At 53.7% G+C, this 13,822-nt stretch carries 12 protein-coding genes and 1 pseudogene; 10 read left to right on the forward strand and 3 right to left on the reverse strand.

The window, feature by feature from the left end; all coding sequences use genetic code 11:
- The first annotated feature begins 16 nt into the window (after positions 1-16).
- A complete protein-coding gene (locus G7064_RS07335) occupies positions 17-1,549 on the forward strand; it encodes a sensor histidine kinase (protein WP_166073084.1) in 1,533 nt (510 codons plus the stop codon).
- A gap of 65 nt (positions 1,550-1,614) precedes the next feature.
- A complete protein-coding gene (locus G7064_RS07340; RefSeq protein WP_166073085.1) occupies positions 1,615-2,061 on the forward strand; it encodes a response regulator in 447 nt (148 codons plus the stop codon).
- 38 nt (positions 2,062-2,099) lie between these two features.
- Here the strand turns inward: G7064_RS07340 and G7064_RS07345 are convergent, their stop codons facing one another.
- Together G7064_RS07345 and G7064_RS07350 are read right to left on the reverse strand one after the other, a co-directional pair.
- Entirely contained in the window at positions 2,100-2,675 is a 576-nt protein-coding gene (locus G7064_RS07345; RefSeq protein ID WP_166073086.1) for a ribonuclease HII, read from the reverse strand.
- Between the two features lie 136 nt (positions 2,676-2,811).
- Positions 2,812-3,057, reverse strand: a complete 246-nt coding sequence (locus tag G7064_RS07350; RefSeq protein ID WP_133271923.1) for a hypothetical protein — start codon at positions 3,055-3,057, stop codon at positions 2,812-2,814.
- Positions 3,058-3,475: 418 nt separating this feature from the next.
- On the opposite strand from G7064_RS07350, the gene G7064_RS07355 reads away from it, so the two are divergent.
- The 8 genes and pseudogenes from G7064_RS07355 to prfB all read left to right on the forward strand — a co-directional run bounded on the left by G7064_RS07355 (position 3,476) and on the right by prfB (position 12,331).
- Positions 3,476-4,054, forward strand: coding sequence for an NUDIX domain-containing protein (locus G7064_RS07355; protein ID WP_166073087.1), 579 nt, complete (start codon positions 3,476-3,478; stop codon positions 4,052-4,054).
- 185 nt (positions 4,055-4,239) lie between these two features.
- Positions 4,240-5,136 carry a lysophospholipid acyltransferase family protein gene (locus G7064_RS07360; RefSeq protein ID WP_240935801.1) on the forward strand — a complete coding sequence of 299 codons (897 nt, stop codon included), beginning with the start codon at positions 4,240-4,242 and terminating at the stop codon, positions 5,134-5,136.
- Between the two features lie 25 nt (positions 5,137-5,161).
- The gene (gene gatC, locus G7064_RS07365; protein WP_133271922.1) at positions 5,162-5,449 is read left to right on the forward strand and encodes an Asp-tRNA(Asn)/Glu-tRNA(Gln) amidotransferase subunit GatC; all 288 of its coding nucleotides are present in this window, start codon (positions 5,162-5,164) and stop codon (positions 5,447-5,449) included.
- 6 nt (positions 5,450-5,455) lie between these two features.
- On the forward strand, positions 5,456-8,515 hold the full coding sequence (locus G7064_RS07370) for a tetratricopeptide repeat protein (protein WP_166073088.1): 3,060 nt from the start codon (positions 5,456-5,458) through the stop codon (positions 8,513-8,515).
- A gap of 15 nt (positions 8,516-8,530) precedes the next feature.
- Positions 8,531-9,259, forward strand: coding sequence for an ABC transporter ATP-binding protein (locus tag G7064_RS07375; protein WP_133271920.1), 729 nt, complete (start codon positions 8,531-8,533; stop codon positions 9,257-9,259).
- Positions 9,260-9,336: 77 nt separating this feature from the next.
- Positions 9,337-9,884 (forward strand): annotated as a pseudogene (locus G7064_RS07380) (cob(I)yrinic acid a,c-diamide adenosyltransferase).
- Positions 9,885-10,070: 186 nt separating this feature from the next.
- Entirely contained in the window at positions 10,071-11,135 is a 1,065-nt protein-coding gene (locus tag G7064_RS07385) for a branched-chain amino acid aminotransferase (protein WP_166073089.1), read from the forward strand.
- Positions 11,136-11,253: 118 nt separating this feature from the next.
- A protein-coding gene (gene prfB / locus G7064_RS07390) for a peptide chain release factor 2 (RefSeq protein WP_166073090.1) occupies positions 11,254-12,331 on the forward strand; the annotation gives its coding sequence in 2 pieces (ribosomal slippage) (positions 11,254-11,313 and positions 11,315-12,331; 1,077 coding nt in all).
- A 66-nt stretch (positions 12,332-12,397) separates the two neighbouring features.
- On the opposite strand, the gene G7064_RS07395 is transcribed toward prfB, so the two are convergent.
- Positions 12,398-13,813: a RagB/SusD family nutrient uptake outer membrane protein gene (locus G7064_RS07395; RefSeq protein ID WP_166073091.1), complete on the reverse strand. Its 1,416-nt coding sequence runs from the start codon at positions 13,811-13,813 to the stop codon at positions 12,398-12,400.
- Positions 13,814-13,822: the final 9 nt, after the last annotated feature.

Below are 13,822 nucleotides of genomic sequence, written 5' to 3' on the forward strand. Positions count from 1 at the left end.
CTTGTTACCGCCCCGCATGAAGCTCAAGCTTTCTACCAAACTCTTCGCCGGCTTTCTGGCCATCTCCGTTTTGTTTGCGGCAGTGGTAATTATCAATTATCAGCTGTCGCGCAAAGTGCTGCGCAACTCGTTGCGGGTGGAAGAGTCGCAGCTGCGGACGGAAGAAGCCACCACGCTGCTCCGCAATATTATTGACATGGAAACGGGCTTTCGCGGCTATATGCTGGTGGGCAATGAGGCTATGCTGGAGCCTTACCACATGGGTGAGCGCAATCTGCTAGGCCGCTTTGTGAACCTGCGCCAACAAATGCCCCTAGACAGCCCCCAGCGCGGCCGCCTAGAGCGGGCACAGCGCTTATTTCAACAGTGGGCGTCTTACTCCCACTTAATGATCAGTGAGAAGCGAGAAGCGTTGCGCCGCAACCCCGATCAGGTGGCCCTAGAAGGCCTAGAGCACAGATTGCTGGCGGAAGGCCTGACGGGCAAGCTGCTCATGGACCAGATTCGAGCCTTATTTAACGGGTTTGAAGCCGATGAGCTGGCAGCCCGCTTGGAGCGGCGCGATAAGCTCACCGATAGTATTCAGCAGACGCGCATGCTGTCTATCTCGCTCACCATCATTGCTATTACCATGGGCATTGTGTGGGCTACCTATATCACCCGGCTGCTGGCTCAGCGCATTGCCATGATGCTGGACTTGTCGCGGCGCGTGGCGGGGGGCGATTATCAGACCCAGCTGAAGGACACCGACCAGGATGAGCTGAGCGAGCTGGTAACGTCGCTCAATATGATGTCGCGCACCATCGGTTCTACCATTACACAGCTGGAGCGGCGCAACAACGAGCTGGACCAATTTGCCTACGTCGTTTCCCACGATTTGAAAGCGCCGTTGCGCGGCATTGAAAGCGCTTCCCGCTGGATTGAGGAAGACTTGGGACAGGAACTGCCCGATCATATCCGCGAGTTCCTGCAGCTTATGCGAACTCGCGTGCACCGTATGGAAAACCTGATTAGCGGGATTCTGGAGTTAGCCCGCGTAGGCCGCACGACTCAGGCTCAGGAGCGCGTAAACGTGCGGGAGCTGCTTACCGAAATCGTCGACTCTTTGGCTCCCCCGGATGGGTTTACAGTTGATTTGCCCAGTTATCTGCCCACGCTTATTACTAGCAGGGTGCAGCTACAGCAGGTATTCACCAACCTGATTAGCAATGCCTTCAAGTACCACGACCACCCAGAAACAGGTACCGTTCGCATTGGCTGCCGCGAAGACCGCCAACAATACACCTTCTCCATTGCCGACGATGGGCCGGGCATCGATCCGGAGTACCATGAGCGGATATTTGTGATTTTTCAGACCCTCACTGACCGCGATACGCTGGAGAGTACCGGCGTAGGGCTGGCTATCGTAAAAAAGATAGTGGAGCGCCAGGGAGGCACTATCAAGGTAGAATCGGCGGAAGGTCAGGGGGCAATTTTCACGTTTACGTGGCCCAAATTGGCCGTACCCGAAACAGGCCGCGCTATCGAAACTGGCATTCGGACAGCCTAATTTGCCCCCCAGTCGTATAGGGAGCCAGAAACGAGTCTGTTTTACCGCTTTAGTTTCTGTGTTCTATGTCGCTCGAAACCACTACTACCCCCAGTATCCTGCTCGTTGAAGACGACCAGATGGACGTCATGAACGTGCAGCGTGAACTGCGTAAGCATGATATCGACGTGCCGCTTCACTTAGCTCGCAACGGCCGTGAGGCGCTTAATTTGCTGCGCGGCGAAAATGGCCAGGACAAAATTGCCAAGCCCAACGTGGTGATGCTCGACATTAATATGCCACGCATGAACGGCTTGGAGCTGCTCGAAACTCTCCGTTCCGATCCCGAATTCGTGGGCTTGAACGTGTTCATTATGACCACCTCCGACCTCGAAGCCGACCGGCTCAAAGCCAGCGAGTTGGCCGTAAGCGGCTACATCGTAAAGCCCCTGAGCTTTGACAAATTTGGAGAAGGCGCTACTACGGTTGATGGGTTCAGCCTTTTTCTGGATTTGCTGCAGATGAAGAGCTAGAACTTCAGTTTTTGTTTCAGACTGCTAAATCAATTGCCCTACAATAGCCGGAAGCCCATTCGATGATGCTCCGTGGGCCCGTATTTCCGAATAGCGTCGCGGTGCGTTTTGGTGGGGTAGCCCGCATTTTGCTCCCAACCATACTCCGGAAACTCTGCCGCTAAGGTCCGCATTCGCTCATCTCGAAACGTTTTGGCTAGCACCGAAGCGGCGGCTATGCTGGCATAGCGCCCATCGCCGCCCACAAAACACGTATGCTCAATACTTGGGTAGGCCCGAAACCGGTTGCCATCCACAATCAGATGCGTAGGTACCATTGGAAGCGCTGCTACCGCCCGATGCATGGCTAAATAGCTGGCCTGCGCAATATTAATACTAGCAATTTCCGCTGGTGAAGCTTCAGCTACCGCCCAGGCCACCGCCCCCGCGCATATTTCCGCCTTTACTAGTTCGCGGCGACGGGCCGTCATCTGTTTAGAGTCGTTGAGGAATGCGGAGGTGAAGCTGGGGGGCAAAATTACCGCCGCCGCAAACACCGGCCCGGCCAGACAGCCCCGGCCAGCTTCGTCGATGCCAGCTTCGAGCGGCTCGTGCGTGTGAGAAATGAGAAGCATAGTAGCCGCGAAAGTAAGAACCCAACGTTGGTTGTGGCATTCAGGCCCACAGAAAAGGCTTTCCCTACGGCCAGTAGCGCCGCGGGGAAAGCCTTTTTAGATAATCATTTATGTTTCTGCCGCAGGGCAGATAAGTTTATTTATGGTCGCCGGCGTTGCTACCGATTACAGGAGCGTCATTTTCGCCACGCCGGAAACCTTGGCTATCGCGTGGGCCTTCGTCGAGGGCTTCATCTTCGTCAGTGGTAATATACTCGTTGGTGAGAGGGCCGAGGCCACCGGTTTTCTGGGCCAGTTCGGCTTCTGCTTGCGCGTGTTTGAGGTTGAAAAGCGGGTCGCCGGGCTGGGGCTGAGCTGCTTGCTTTTTGGGTTGGTTAGCCATAAAAATATAGGGGACCGCCCGGGATGTAAGCGGGCGATTATATACTTGGTACGCGCATCCCCTACGCGAGGTTAGTGCACGATTACGGCCACCCGGCTAGCTGGCTTTTAAATACAAAAAAGCCCATTGCATAATGCAATGGGCTTTTTTGTGCGTCGATGGTTTATTGTTATTCACCCTACTCCTAGGTCCGATCGGCGCCCCACGGGAAGATTCTTCCTTTCCACAACCTCCTCCCGCAGGTACTTATAATATTGATGTAAAAGTACTATCCATCAGCCATTTAACCCAAATGTTTTGGATCAACTCCGGCTACTGCTCGCCCAACCGGCTCTTTCCCCCGATAGACTTCTTACTTGGTCCCTCTTAGGGGCTTGTCTTACCTTTGCGCTTCTATACGTTGTATTTATTCTACCCCATGTCGCACTCCTCATCTTCCGACTTCGATCCAAATCATAATCCCTGGCAAGTAATAAGCACCGCGCTGCAGTACCAGAATCCGTGGATTACGGTTCGGGAGGACCAGGTAATAAACCCGGGGGGCGGCCGGGGAATTTATGGGGTAGTAAGCATGAAAAACAAAGCCATCGGTATTATTCCGGTGGATGCGGAAGGCAATACCTGGCTGGTGGGCCAATACCGCTATACCCTGAATGAGTACTCTTGGGAAATACCGATGGGTGGCGGACCAGTTGAGCTGGATGTGCTGGAATCGGCGCAGCGGGAGTTGCGCGAAGAGACCGGCCTGCTTGCTAAGCGCTGGACTACTATCTCGCGCATTCATACTTCCAACTCAGTTACGGATGAGGAAGGCTTCATTTTTCTGGCTGAAGACTTGGAGCAGGGCGAAGTAGAGCCGGAGGAAACCGAAGACCTGCGGCTGTGGAAGCTACCCTTAGCCGAAGCCATCCAGATGGTGATGGACGACCGCATCACCGATGCTATCAGCGTAGCTGGCTTGCTTAAAGCCGAGAGAGTACTGGCCAGTAGAAAGTAGGTTGCGAAAGCCCATGCTTGAGGTTACATGCTGAATACGGTAGTTTTCTCGTTAATGCTTAGCTAGGAACTATTTCCCTGATTCGCTCGGTAATCCGCGTGGGCAAAGGGGAGTAAACTTGCTCTCGTTCTCCTAAAAAGAAGCTTACCTCCGCGCTTCTAACTCCTATCTCCTAAATTTGCGCTATGCGTGACCTGCTGCGTTTTCTCGGACATCGGCTTTACACTACCTGGAGTACGTTTTGGTTTGTGATGCCCTTCGTGGTTACGTACCCGGCACAGTGGGTGCTGGGGCGGCGGCCTGCTTGGTACCGGCACCTGCACACGTTTAATCGGAGCTGGTCGATTATTTCGATACGGATGTGGGGTATGCCCGTGGAGGTGGTGCGTAAAAATCAATTGCCCCCCAGCCAACCCTGCGTGTATGTGGCTAACCACAGCTCGTACATCGATATTCCGATGCTGTTCAAGGCTATTCCTGGCTTTCTGAACATCGTGGGTAAAAGCTCATTGGCCAAAGTGCCGTTCTGGGGGCCATTATTTGGGCGCGTGTATATCACTGTAAACCGAGAGAGTGCGTTGAGCCGGGGGCGAGCTATTGTGCACGCTCGCAACGGGCTGGCACAGGGTCGCTCGGTAGTTATTTTTCCGGAGGGCACTATTTCAAAGAAGCCCGGCGAGGAAATGCTGCCCTTCAAAGACGGCGCTTTTCAGCTCGCTATCAGCGCGGGCGTTCCTATTGTACCTGTCTCGATGCCTCTTAATCATCGTTTTCTGCCTGACTTGGATGGAGAACTACGGGTGCGCTACTCGCCCTTGCGCATCGTCCTCCACGACCCAATTCCGACGCATGGCCTGACGCTGGCTGACGTAGAAACGCTCAAACAGCGCGCATTCGCTATTATTGCTAGCGAGTTTCACCCCGATGCAGCGGGCCTGCCAGAACCTTCTCCCCGACCGTTTTTGCGCTCCGGTAAATCGGAAGCAACTAAAAAAGCCCCCCAGCAGACTACTACCTCAGGGCCGAATACTGATAATACGCTAACGAACGGCAACGCCGAGCTTAGCCTCCCCAATTCATAAGTATCCCTCTTAATTTCTTTCTATAGTGAGTACTGATCTTGCCACCCTACGCAAACTTGCCCATCTGGCTCGCCTTGAGTTTGACGCTACTAAGGAGCAGGAAATGCTCGGCGACCTGAATAAAATTCTGGATTGGGTAGCTGAACTGCGCGAACTCGACACCACTGATGTGGAGCCTTTAGTGCATTTATCTCAAGAAATCAACGTGTTGCGCCCCGACGAAGCACAGAACACCATCAATCATCAGGATGGGCTGCGTAACGCCCCGCGCAAAGATTCGGATTACTTCCGCGTTCCAAAAGTGTTGGAATAACCGTTGGTGCCTACTCCCCTTGCTTTGCCGCCCGCTCCGCGCCGGCGTGTTGCCCTGCTACTTCTAGGTTTAGTGGCATTGCTGGCCGTTGGCCTAGCCTTGTTTCATTACTTTACCGGCTCTGAGCGGACGCTGCCCGTGGTTACGGTGCCTCAACTCACGGCCGTACCCACCACGCTCGCGCCACTCAAAATTGGCCTCGACGAGCTAGCCCTACGGCTTAACAGCTACCTGGTCACGCAGACGTATGATGTAGCGGGGCCATATATTCAGCCCGAGGCAGCTATGGCCTGGCTGGGTCTGCTGGCGGTTTGTCTCGTATATTTTCTGGCGGTAGTCAGTACCCTGGCCCGCCCGGCCTTCGTTGTGGGCATGGCGCTGGTTATCTTCCTGCTCATGTCGCTCAATGCCGATTTACTCGGTGTGTTCGACTCCTTGCAACAGTATTTCCTAGTACTGGCATTGGCGATGCTAGGGCTACCGGCTTTTGCTTTTCACGCCTTCTGGCCCGCTGCCTCGCTTGGGCAGCGGCTGCTCACGTTTGCGGTATTGGTAGGCGCGCTGAGCGCCATTCTACTTCTACAAAGCAACTTCTCACCTGCTTTCACTGCCTTGCATCTGACTAGCTACGCGACCATTAGTGGAGCAGTGGCTTTTGCTTTGCTGGTGCTGTGGGTGGCCTTCGAGAATATTCACGGGCTATTGTGGCTGAATACGCAGGCTGAAAACCCGGGTAGCCGGTTTGGCTTGTTACCATTTGTGCTGGCTAGCGTGCTTTATCTAGGCACCCTGCTTCTGTATTATCTGAACAACGGCGAACTTATGATTCTGCCCAACGTCCGTTTAGAGCCCTACTTGCTATTACTGCCAGCAGTGCTGGTGGGCTGGCTGGGGCTGCGGCGGCGGGCAGCTACCTACGGCACTTGGGTTGGCTACTGGCCCGGCGCCGCGCATATTTATCTGGTGCTGGTGGCGCTGGCCGCCGGTAGCTTGGGCTATGCGCTTGCTACGGCCAATGACCCTCTAATCACTGCTGGTCGCGACTTCACGGCTTTGGCCCTGCTGACCTGTGGGGGAGCTTTTCTGCTGTATATATTACTCAATTTCGCCCCTCTTATCCGGCAGCGGCTGCGCGTGTACCGCGTGGTGTACGAGCCGCGTCGGCTGCCCTTCTATACCGTTTATATCATTGGCATTGGGGCATTGGGGATTGTATCGATGCGCAATAACTTCTATGTGCTCGATCAGGTACGAGCGGCTTTCTACAATAACCTCGGCGACTTAAGTCGGCTGCAAAGCGAAGAACAGCCGACAAACGATGGTTTGGCCCTTTTATCGGAGCGCTACTATGCCGAGAGCGACGTGTACGACCGCTTCAACCATCGCGCTAGCTTGGGCCGGGCGGCACTTTACCGGTTTCGGAGTCAGCGTCAGAATGAAATCAACGCCCTTCGTCGGGCCTTAAGCCGTGCACCTTCGGAGAAAATATCTTTGCGGTTAGCCGCTTTATTCAACGAGCCTACCGACTTCTTCGACCGTCAGAAAACGTTGCAGGAAGGCATCAAAAATGCCCCCCAGAGTGCGCGGCTGGCAAACGACCTGGCACAACTATACTCCCGCTCCGCCCTCACCGACTCCGTCTTGTTTTATCAGCAGCGAGCCGCGGCGCTGTCTCCCGATAATGCCGTTGTGCAAGCCAACCAGTTAGCCTTTTTGGTGCAAAATCAAGAACTGAAAGCCGCGCAGGACTTTTTGCGAGAAAATGCCCCCCAGACCGATGATGTGGCTTTACAAAGCAATACGCTCCTTTTGGCCCACCTTACCGGCGATAAGGCAAGTACCCCAACCCCAACATCTGCCGATACTGCTCAGGACCTAAGCGCTGCTGAGTTTGGTCGTCTTTACCATATGGGCCTTCGCCGACTCGCCGCCCGCGATACGGCGCTGCTCCCAGCTCTCACTCAGGCAAATAGTCGTGCTGGTAATAGTGCCTACTCCGAGCAACTCACGTTTTTGCGCGCTTTAACGCAATATTATGGTGGCCGACCGGTAGCGGCACAGGCTACGCTGCTTCCACTAGTTATTGGCAACTCACCCAGCGCGGCCTATTACCAGCAAGTGCGGGCTATGTGGCTGCTGGACCAAGGGCTTTACGCTACGGCAGCGGCCTATTTTGCGGAAGCTGCCCGAAATGGATTTACCGAGGCCGCGCTCCCACGTGCCTACGCATTCGCTTTAGCCGGTCAGCCTGATTCGGCCCAAGCACAAGCTGCCGTGGCCGCCCGCGACCCAAATCCTACATTAGCTCGGCAGGGCCAACGGTTACGAAACATTCTTGCGCTGGATTTTGCCACCCAATACCCGTCGGCTCCTGACTCTATAAAAGCTCAGTATATCATACTGCGCGGCGCAGTTCCAAATGCTGATCATCTGACTTTGCTGGGGGCCGCCGAAGCTATCTCTGATCCTACGGCGCGGCAAGCAGCTTTACTGGCTCAACTGCCACGCGTATTAGCCTCAGGCAACGCAGAAGCAGTGCGCGCAGCTTTACAGCGACACGCACCTTCGCCGACCACTAAAAATGCAATAGCCTCTGACTGGAATGTGCTGCGCGGCAAGTTGTACGTGCAAGACAAGCAGCCTGCCGACCTTCGCCAATTGGTAAGCACAGCTTATTTTGCCCCCCAGCACCAGCCGCACCGGCTTTATTTTCAGGCTACCCTCGCCAACAAGCCTGCTGATGCTGCACGTCTTTATGCGAAGCTTGTGCAGGAAGCACCTTTCCTTACAGAAGGAGTGTTGGCCGCCGCCGATTTCCATGCCCGCCAGCAGAATTATGCCAGAGCATACGATGTACTGCTCAAAGGACTGGACTACAACCCGGAATCAACGCCGTTGCTACAGGCCTATGTAACAGGGGCTGTACAGGCAGGATTGGAGGCCTATGCCAAGGAACCTCTCGAGAAATTGCGCACATTGCTCGCACCAGCGGAATATGCTACCTTTCGTAGTAAATACGAGGCGCAGCGGGCCGCTCAGGCCGCTGCTCTTGCTCCTTGGAACTAACCTGCCCTGCTGCACATGCTACCTCCTGTTATTGAAACTACTGGCATCTCCAAAATCTATCAAATGGGCGCCGAGCGTATTCACGCGCTCCGGTCGGTTACGATTAGCATTCAGCGGGGCGAGTACGTAGCGTTTATGGGTCCTTCGGGCTCTGGCAAGTCAACGCTCATGAACATCGTCGGCTGTCTTGATACGCCCACTGATGGCACGTATATTCTTAATGGTCAGGATGTAAGCCGGATGTCGGATAACGAGCTGGCTGAAGTACGCAATAAGGAAATAGGCTTCGTTTTTCAGACGTTTAACCTGCTGCCCCGCGCCAGCTCTCTGGATAACGTGGCCCTGCCGCTCATTTATGCGGGCTACAACAAGCGCGACCGGGAAGAAAAAGCCATGGAATCACTGCGGAGTGTGGGCCTCGATACTCGCGCCAAGCACCGGCCTAATGAGCTATCGGGTGGTCAACGGCAACGGGTAGCTATTGCTCGTGCTTTGGTTAATAATCCCAGTATTCTACTGGCCGACGAACCAACGGGTAACCTCGACACCAAAACCAGTCACGAAATCATGGACCTCTTTGAGGCGCTGTACGCCAAAGGGCACACCATTATTATGGTGACGCACGAAGAGGACATTGCCCACTACGCGCACCGCATCGTGCGTCTGCGCGATGGACTAGTGGAGTCGGATGTAGAGAATACCGAAATTGCCACCCACGCTAACCAGCTAACAATGAACAAGTAGCGACAAGCAAGTAACTTTTTGCCCCCCGGTACTCTTATAAGGGCATTACTTGTTGCGCTATTGTTGATTGACCAAGCATGAAGATTTATACCAAAACCGGCGATAAAGGGCTTACCTCTCTTATCGGCGGCACCCGAGTTTCCAAGGCTAGCCTACGCATTGAAAGCTACGGCACCGTGGATGAGCTCAATTCCTATATCGGCTTGGTTCGTGATCAGGAAATAAATGCCCCCGCCGCGACTTGCTCAAGGAAATCCAGGATCGCCTGTTCACCATCGGCGCTTCACTCGCCTCCGACCCTGAGAAGTCGAAGATGAAGATCCCTGATTTGCACGAGGAAGATGTGTTGCTGTTGGAAAGCGAGATGGACCGGATGAATGAGGAGTTGCCCGAGCTACGCGCCTTCATTCTGCCCGGCGGCCATGTAGCGGTGTCGTATGCCCACGTAGCGCGCTGCGTGTGTCGGCGCGCCGAGCGATTAGTGATTCATCTAAGTGAAGAATCGTTTGTGGCTGAGCTAGTGGTTATGTACCTGAATCGGCTGTCTGACTATTTATTTGTACTCAGTCGGAAGATGGCCCAAGAGCTTGGTTCTGAAGAAGTAACCTGGAAAGCACGGCTGTAACCGCGTTAACTTATCTGGGGGGCAATTGTAGTTAGCTCACTTGCCCAATCCTATTCCTGGCTGCCTGCTACGCCTCCCCGATCGTGGCTTGATCTTCGTTTATCTTTGCACCCCGAGCGGCGGCAACTGCCCACCCCAGTCCGCCGTTTGATACCTTACCCACCCACCCTTTCTATTACTCACCCTATGCTTGATACCTTGACCATTCGGACCCAGCGTACCACAGCTTCTCGCCTGTCGAACCTCGATGCCAGTACGCTCGAGTTCGGTAAGATTTTCTCCGACCACATGTTCGCGGTCGACTACCACGACGGCGAGTGGCAGGAACCGCAGATCGTGCCCTACGGCGACATGGCTGTCAGCCCCGCAAACTCGGCCCTACACTATGGGCAGGCAATTTTCGAGGGCATGAAAGCGTACAAAAATGCTGATGGCGAGGTAGCGTTGTTTCGTCCCCTCGACAACTTTCACCGTCTGAATGCCTCAGCCGAGCGCATGTGCATGCCTACTATTCCCGAGGAGCTATTCATGCAGGGCCTCACCCAGCTCGTGCGCCTCGACTCTGCCTGGATTCCTGATGGCCCTGGCAGTGCGCTCTATATCCGGCCGTTTATGTTTGCTACCGATGGGTTTGTGGGGGTTCGGCCCTCTAATTCCTACCGCTTCATGATTTTTACCTGCCCCGTGGGCTTGTATTACAATAAGCCGCTGCGGGTTCGGTTTGAAGAGAAGTTCGTTCGCTCGGCCGAAGGTGGTGCGGGCTATGCCAAAGCAGCCGGCAACTATGGAGCCTCTATGTTGCCCACCAAAAAGGCCAACCAAGAAGGTTATCAGCAACTGCTGTGGACCGATGCCTCAGAGCATCGTTACGTAGAAGAATCGGGTACGATGAACGTAATGTTTGTCATTGATGGCCGCATCATTACGCCTGCCCTCAGCACCTCTATTCTGGACGGTATCACGCGCAAAAGCGTGCTGCAGATAGCCCGCGACTGGAATCTACCTGTAGAAGAGCGTAAGATTTCTATTGACGAGATTTTAAAAGCCCAGGCCGAAGGCACATTGCAGGAAGCATTTGGTGTAGGTACAGCGGCCACAATTGCCCCCATTGCAACCATTGGCTACCGCAATCAAGACTACGATTTGCCCCCCACCGGCCCCGAGTCCATCTCCAAGCGGGTTTCCAAGGCGCTGGATGCCATTCGCAACGGCCAGGCGGCCGATGCCCACGGCTGGATGGTAAGCGTATAATACGCTGGTCAGGTAGTTACAGCTTATTCATAAAGCGGTCAGTCTATAACAAGGCTGACCGCTTTATTTTGCGGACCTTTGCCGCTTTCATAAGTAGTATTCATTTTTCTGTTCCCACATGACCCAAGATCAGGTTAAGGAATTGAAGGGCCGCGCTGAGGCCCTGAGGAGGTATCTTTGACTACGATAACCGCAAAGCCCAAATAGAAGAAGCTGAACAGCAAACTACGGCACCCGATTTCTGGGATGACTCCAAAAAGGCTGAGGCTATTCTGAAAGACATTAAGTCAATTAAAGTCTGGACCGATGACTACGAAGCCGTAGCTCACACCGTCGCCGATACGGAGGTCTTGTTCGACTTTTACCGCGAAGGTGAAGCTACCGAGCAGGAGATGCAGCGGGAGTTCGAGAAGGCTCAGAAAGCGGTGGAGGAGCTTGAGTTCAAGCGCATGCTTTCTGATGAAGAGGATCAGCTTTCTGCCATTATTGACATCAACCCCGGCGCTGGCGGCACCGAAAGCCAGGACTGGGCTGAGATGCTCATGCGCATGTACATCATGTGGGGCGAGAAGCACAAGTTTGAGGTACGGCAGGTTAGCTACCAGCCCGGTGAAGGTGGCGGCATCAAATCGGCTTCGCTGGAAATCAGTGGCGACTTTGCTTACGGCTACCTGAAAAGCGAGATTGGCGTGCATCGACTAGTGCGCATCTCTCCTTTCGACTCTAGCGGTCGGCGCCATACGTCGTTCGCCTCGGTATTCGCCTACCCAGTTGTTGATGATACCATCAACATTCAGATAAACCCCGCCGACATTACCTGGGATACGTACCGGGCCGGTGGTGCTGGGGGGCAAAATGTGAACAAAGTGGAAACGGCTGTTCGCCTGAAACACGCGCCATCCGGCATCGTCATCGAATGCCAGATTGAGCGCAGCCAGCTCATGAACAAAGAGCATGCGCTCCGTATGCTGAAGTCACGGCTGTACCAGATTGAAATTGACAAGCGCAACACAGAACGTGACAAGGTGGAAGCGGGCAAAAAGCGTATCGACTTCGGCTCACAAATCCGGAATTACGTGTTGCATCCATATAAGCTCATCAAAGACCTGCGTACCGGCATAGAGCGCACTGATGTGCAGAACGTGTTGGATGGTGACCTTGATGAGTACATCAAGGGCTTCCTGATGGAACAGTAAAATGGTAGACACAAAAAAGCCCCCAGATAATTTCTGGGGGGCTTTTTTGTTATTACAAGCTACAGATTATGGATTAGCAATGTCCCATTGCTTCTCAGCAGCCGGCCGCTCAAGGCGGGTAAACAATTTGTAAGGAGATGCTGTAAAAGCCAACGTCTGGCCAGGAGCCGGGTTTGGATTCAACCGATTCAAACGACGCAGATCGATCCAGCGGTGGCCTTCATAGAATAAGGAATACCGGCGTTGCTTCAGAATTTCATTGATGTACTGAGGTAGTCCCGCAAGCGAACCAGCCGTGAGAGCAGGTAAGCCTCCAGCCCGAGTCCGAATAGCATTAATGTCAGCCAGAGCCCCGGTCAGATCCCCCGTATTAGCCCGCGCTTCAGCTGCTATTAGGATAAGCTCTTCGTTGCGAATAATATCGAGGGTAGCACTTTGCGAAGCAAATACCCGAGCCTCATAACTGCCGGTTATACCCTGTAATGTGCGAGGAGTAGTACGTAGGGCAACCTTGGCTAAACGCAAATCGCCTGCTTCTGCTTCTGTTACAAAGTTGCTAGGTACTGTTACTAAGTTATTTGGCTCACCATCTGGCACCTGAAAATATGGGTTACCCACGTCGCTGGCCGTAGTTGGACTAAATGTCATTTTGGGACCCAACGTAAGGCTACCAGCCCGATCATAAAATGAGGCGTTTAAAGCTGTTAAAGCAGCAGCATAGTCAGCCTGGTACAATGACACGCGAGCAGCTAGTGCCCGGTTGAAACGTCGGAAGGTAGCGGGCGTATTGAAACCAGTGTAACCACTTGACAGCGGGAATGCAAATGCAGCACCAGCGGCAGCCAAGTCTTGGTCGGCTTGATCGAGTTGTTGACGAATATTAGTTAAAGCTTCGGCTTGAGTCACAAATTTGCCAGGGCGTCTGATATCGTCCAAATCGACTCGAATACCATTCTCACCCTGTAAATTGAGCAGATGCAATTTGCTTAGTGCCTCATAGGTACGGGTAAAACCAGCAACACCACTCTTTTGCTCGGCATTAATGACATTACTTGCATCAGCGGAAGCGCGGAAAACTCGGGCAGCACGGCCTACACGTGCAAAATCAGTATACTGCCCGTTGTAATATGCCGCATCATCGAGTACATCTACAGTATTAGTAGTTCCGCGCCGGCCTTGAAGTTCTAAGTACCAACGTCCTTCCGTTTGGTTCAGTACAGTTACCTCTCGGCCCATCGTACCTACTACTTGGTTGTAGGAGCTATTATTTGCGTGGCCAAGCCGAAGCGAGGCTTCCACCCCTACTGCCAATGCGTTGAGTTGAGCTTGGCTGGCATTAGCGACCACGCTCTCAATGCTCGCATTATTAGGATCAGTTACTTCATCAATTTCAAAAATGCTGCAACTGCTCGCGCTAAGCAAAGTAGCCAATGCGCCTGCCATCAGGAAGGGCCGCGCTTGAAATTTTAATATAATATTCATGGGAAGATT

It is taken from the genome of Hymenobacter sp. HDW8 (assembly GCF_011305775.1).
Lineage (GTDB): Bacteria > Bacteroidota > Bacteroidia > Cytophagales > Hymenobacteraceae > Hymenobacter > Hymenobacter radiodurans.

Excerpts from the sequence above, each read along its gene's own strand:
- G7064_RS07395 (WP_166073091.1), bottom strand. The coding sequence starts at position 13,813 with ATGAATATTATATTAAAATTTCAAGCGCGGCCCTTCCTGATGGCAGGC.
- G7064_RS07355 (WP_166073087.1), top strand. The coding sequence starts at position 3,476 with ATGTCGCACTCCTCATCTTCCGACTTCGATCCAAATCATAATCCCTGG.
- G7064_RS07350 (WP_133271923.1), bottom strand. The coding sequence starts at position 3,057 with ATGGCTAACCAACCCAAAAAGCAAGCAGCTCAGCCCCAGCCCGGCGAC.
- G7064_RS07340 (WP_166073085.1), top strand. The coding sequence starts at position 1,615 with ATGTCGCTCGAAACCACTACTACCCCCAGTATCCTGCTCGTTGAAGAC.
- G7064_RS07335 (WP_166073084.1), top strand. The coding sequence starts at position 17 with ATGAAGCTCAAGCTTTCTACCAAACTCTTCGCCGGCTTTCTGGCCATC.
- G7064_RS07345 (WP_166073086.1), bottom strand. The coding sequence starts at position 2,675 with ATGCTTCTCATTTCTCACACGCACGAGCCGCTCGAAGCTGGCATCGAC.
- G7064_RS07375 (WP_133271920.1), top strand. The coding sequence starts at position 8,531 with ATGCTACCTCCTGTTATTGAAACTACTGGCATCTCCAAAATCTATCAA.
- G7064_RS07360 (WP_240935801.1), top strand. The coding sequence starts at position 4,240 with ATGCGTGACCTGCTGCGTTTTCTCGGACATCGGCTTTACACTACCTGG.
- G7064_RS07385 (WP_166073089.1), top strand. The coding sequence starts at position 10,071 with ATGCTTGATACCTTGACCATTCGGACCCAGCGTACCACAGCTTCTCGC.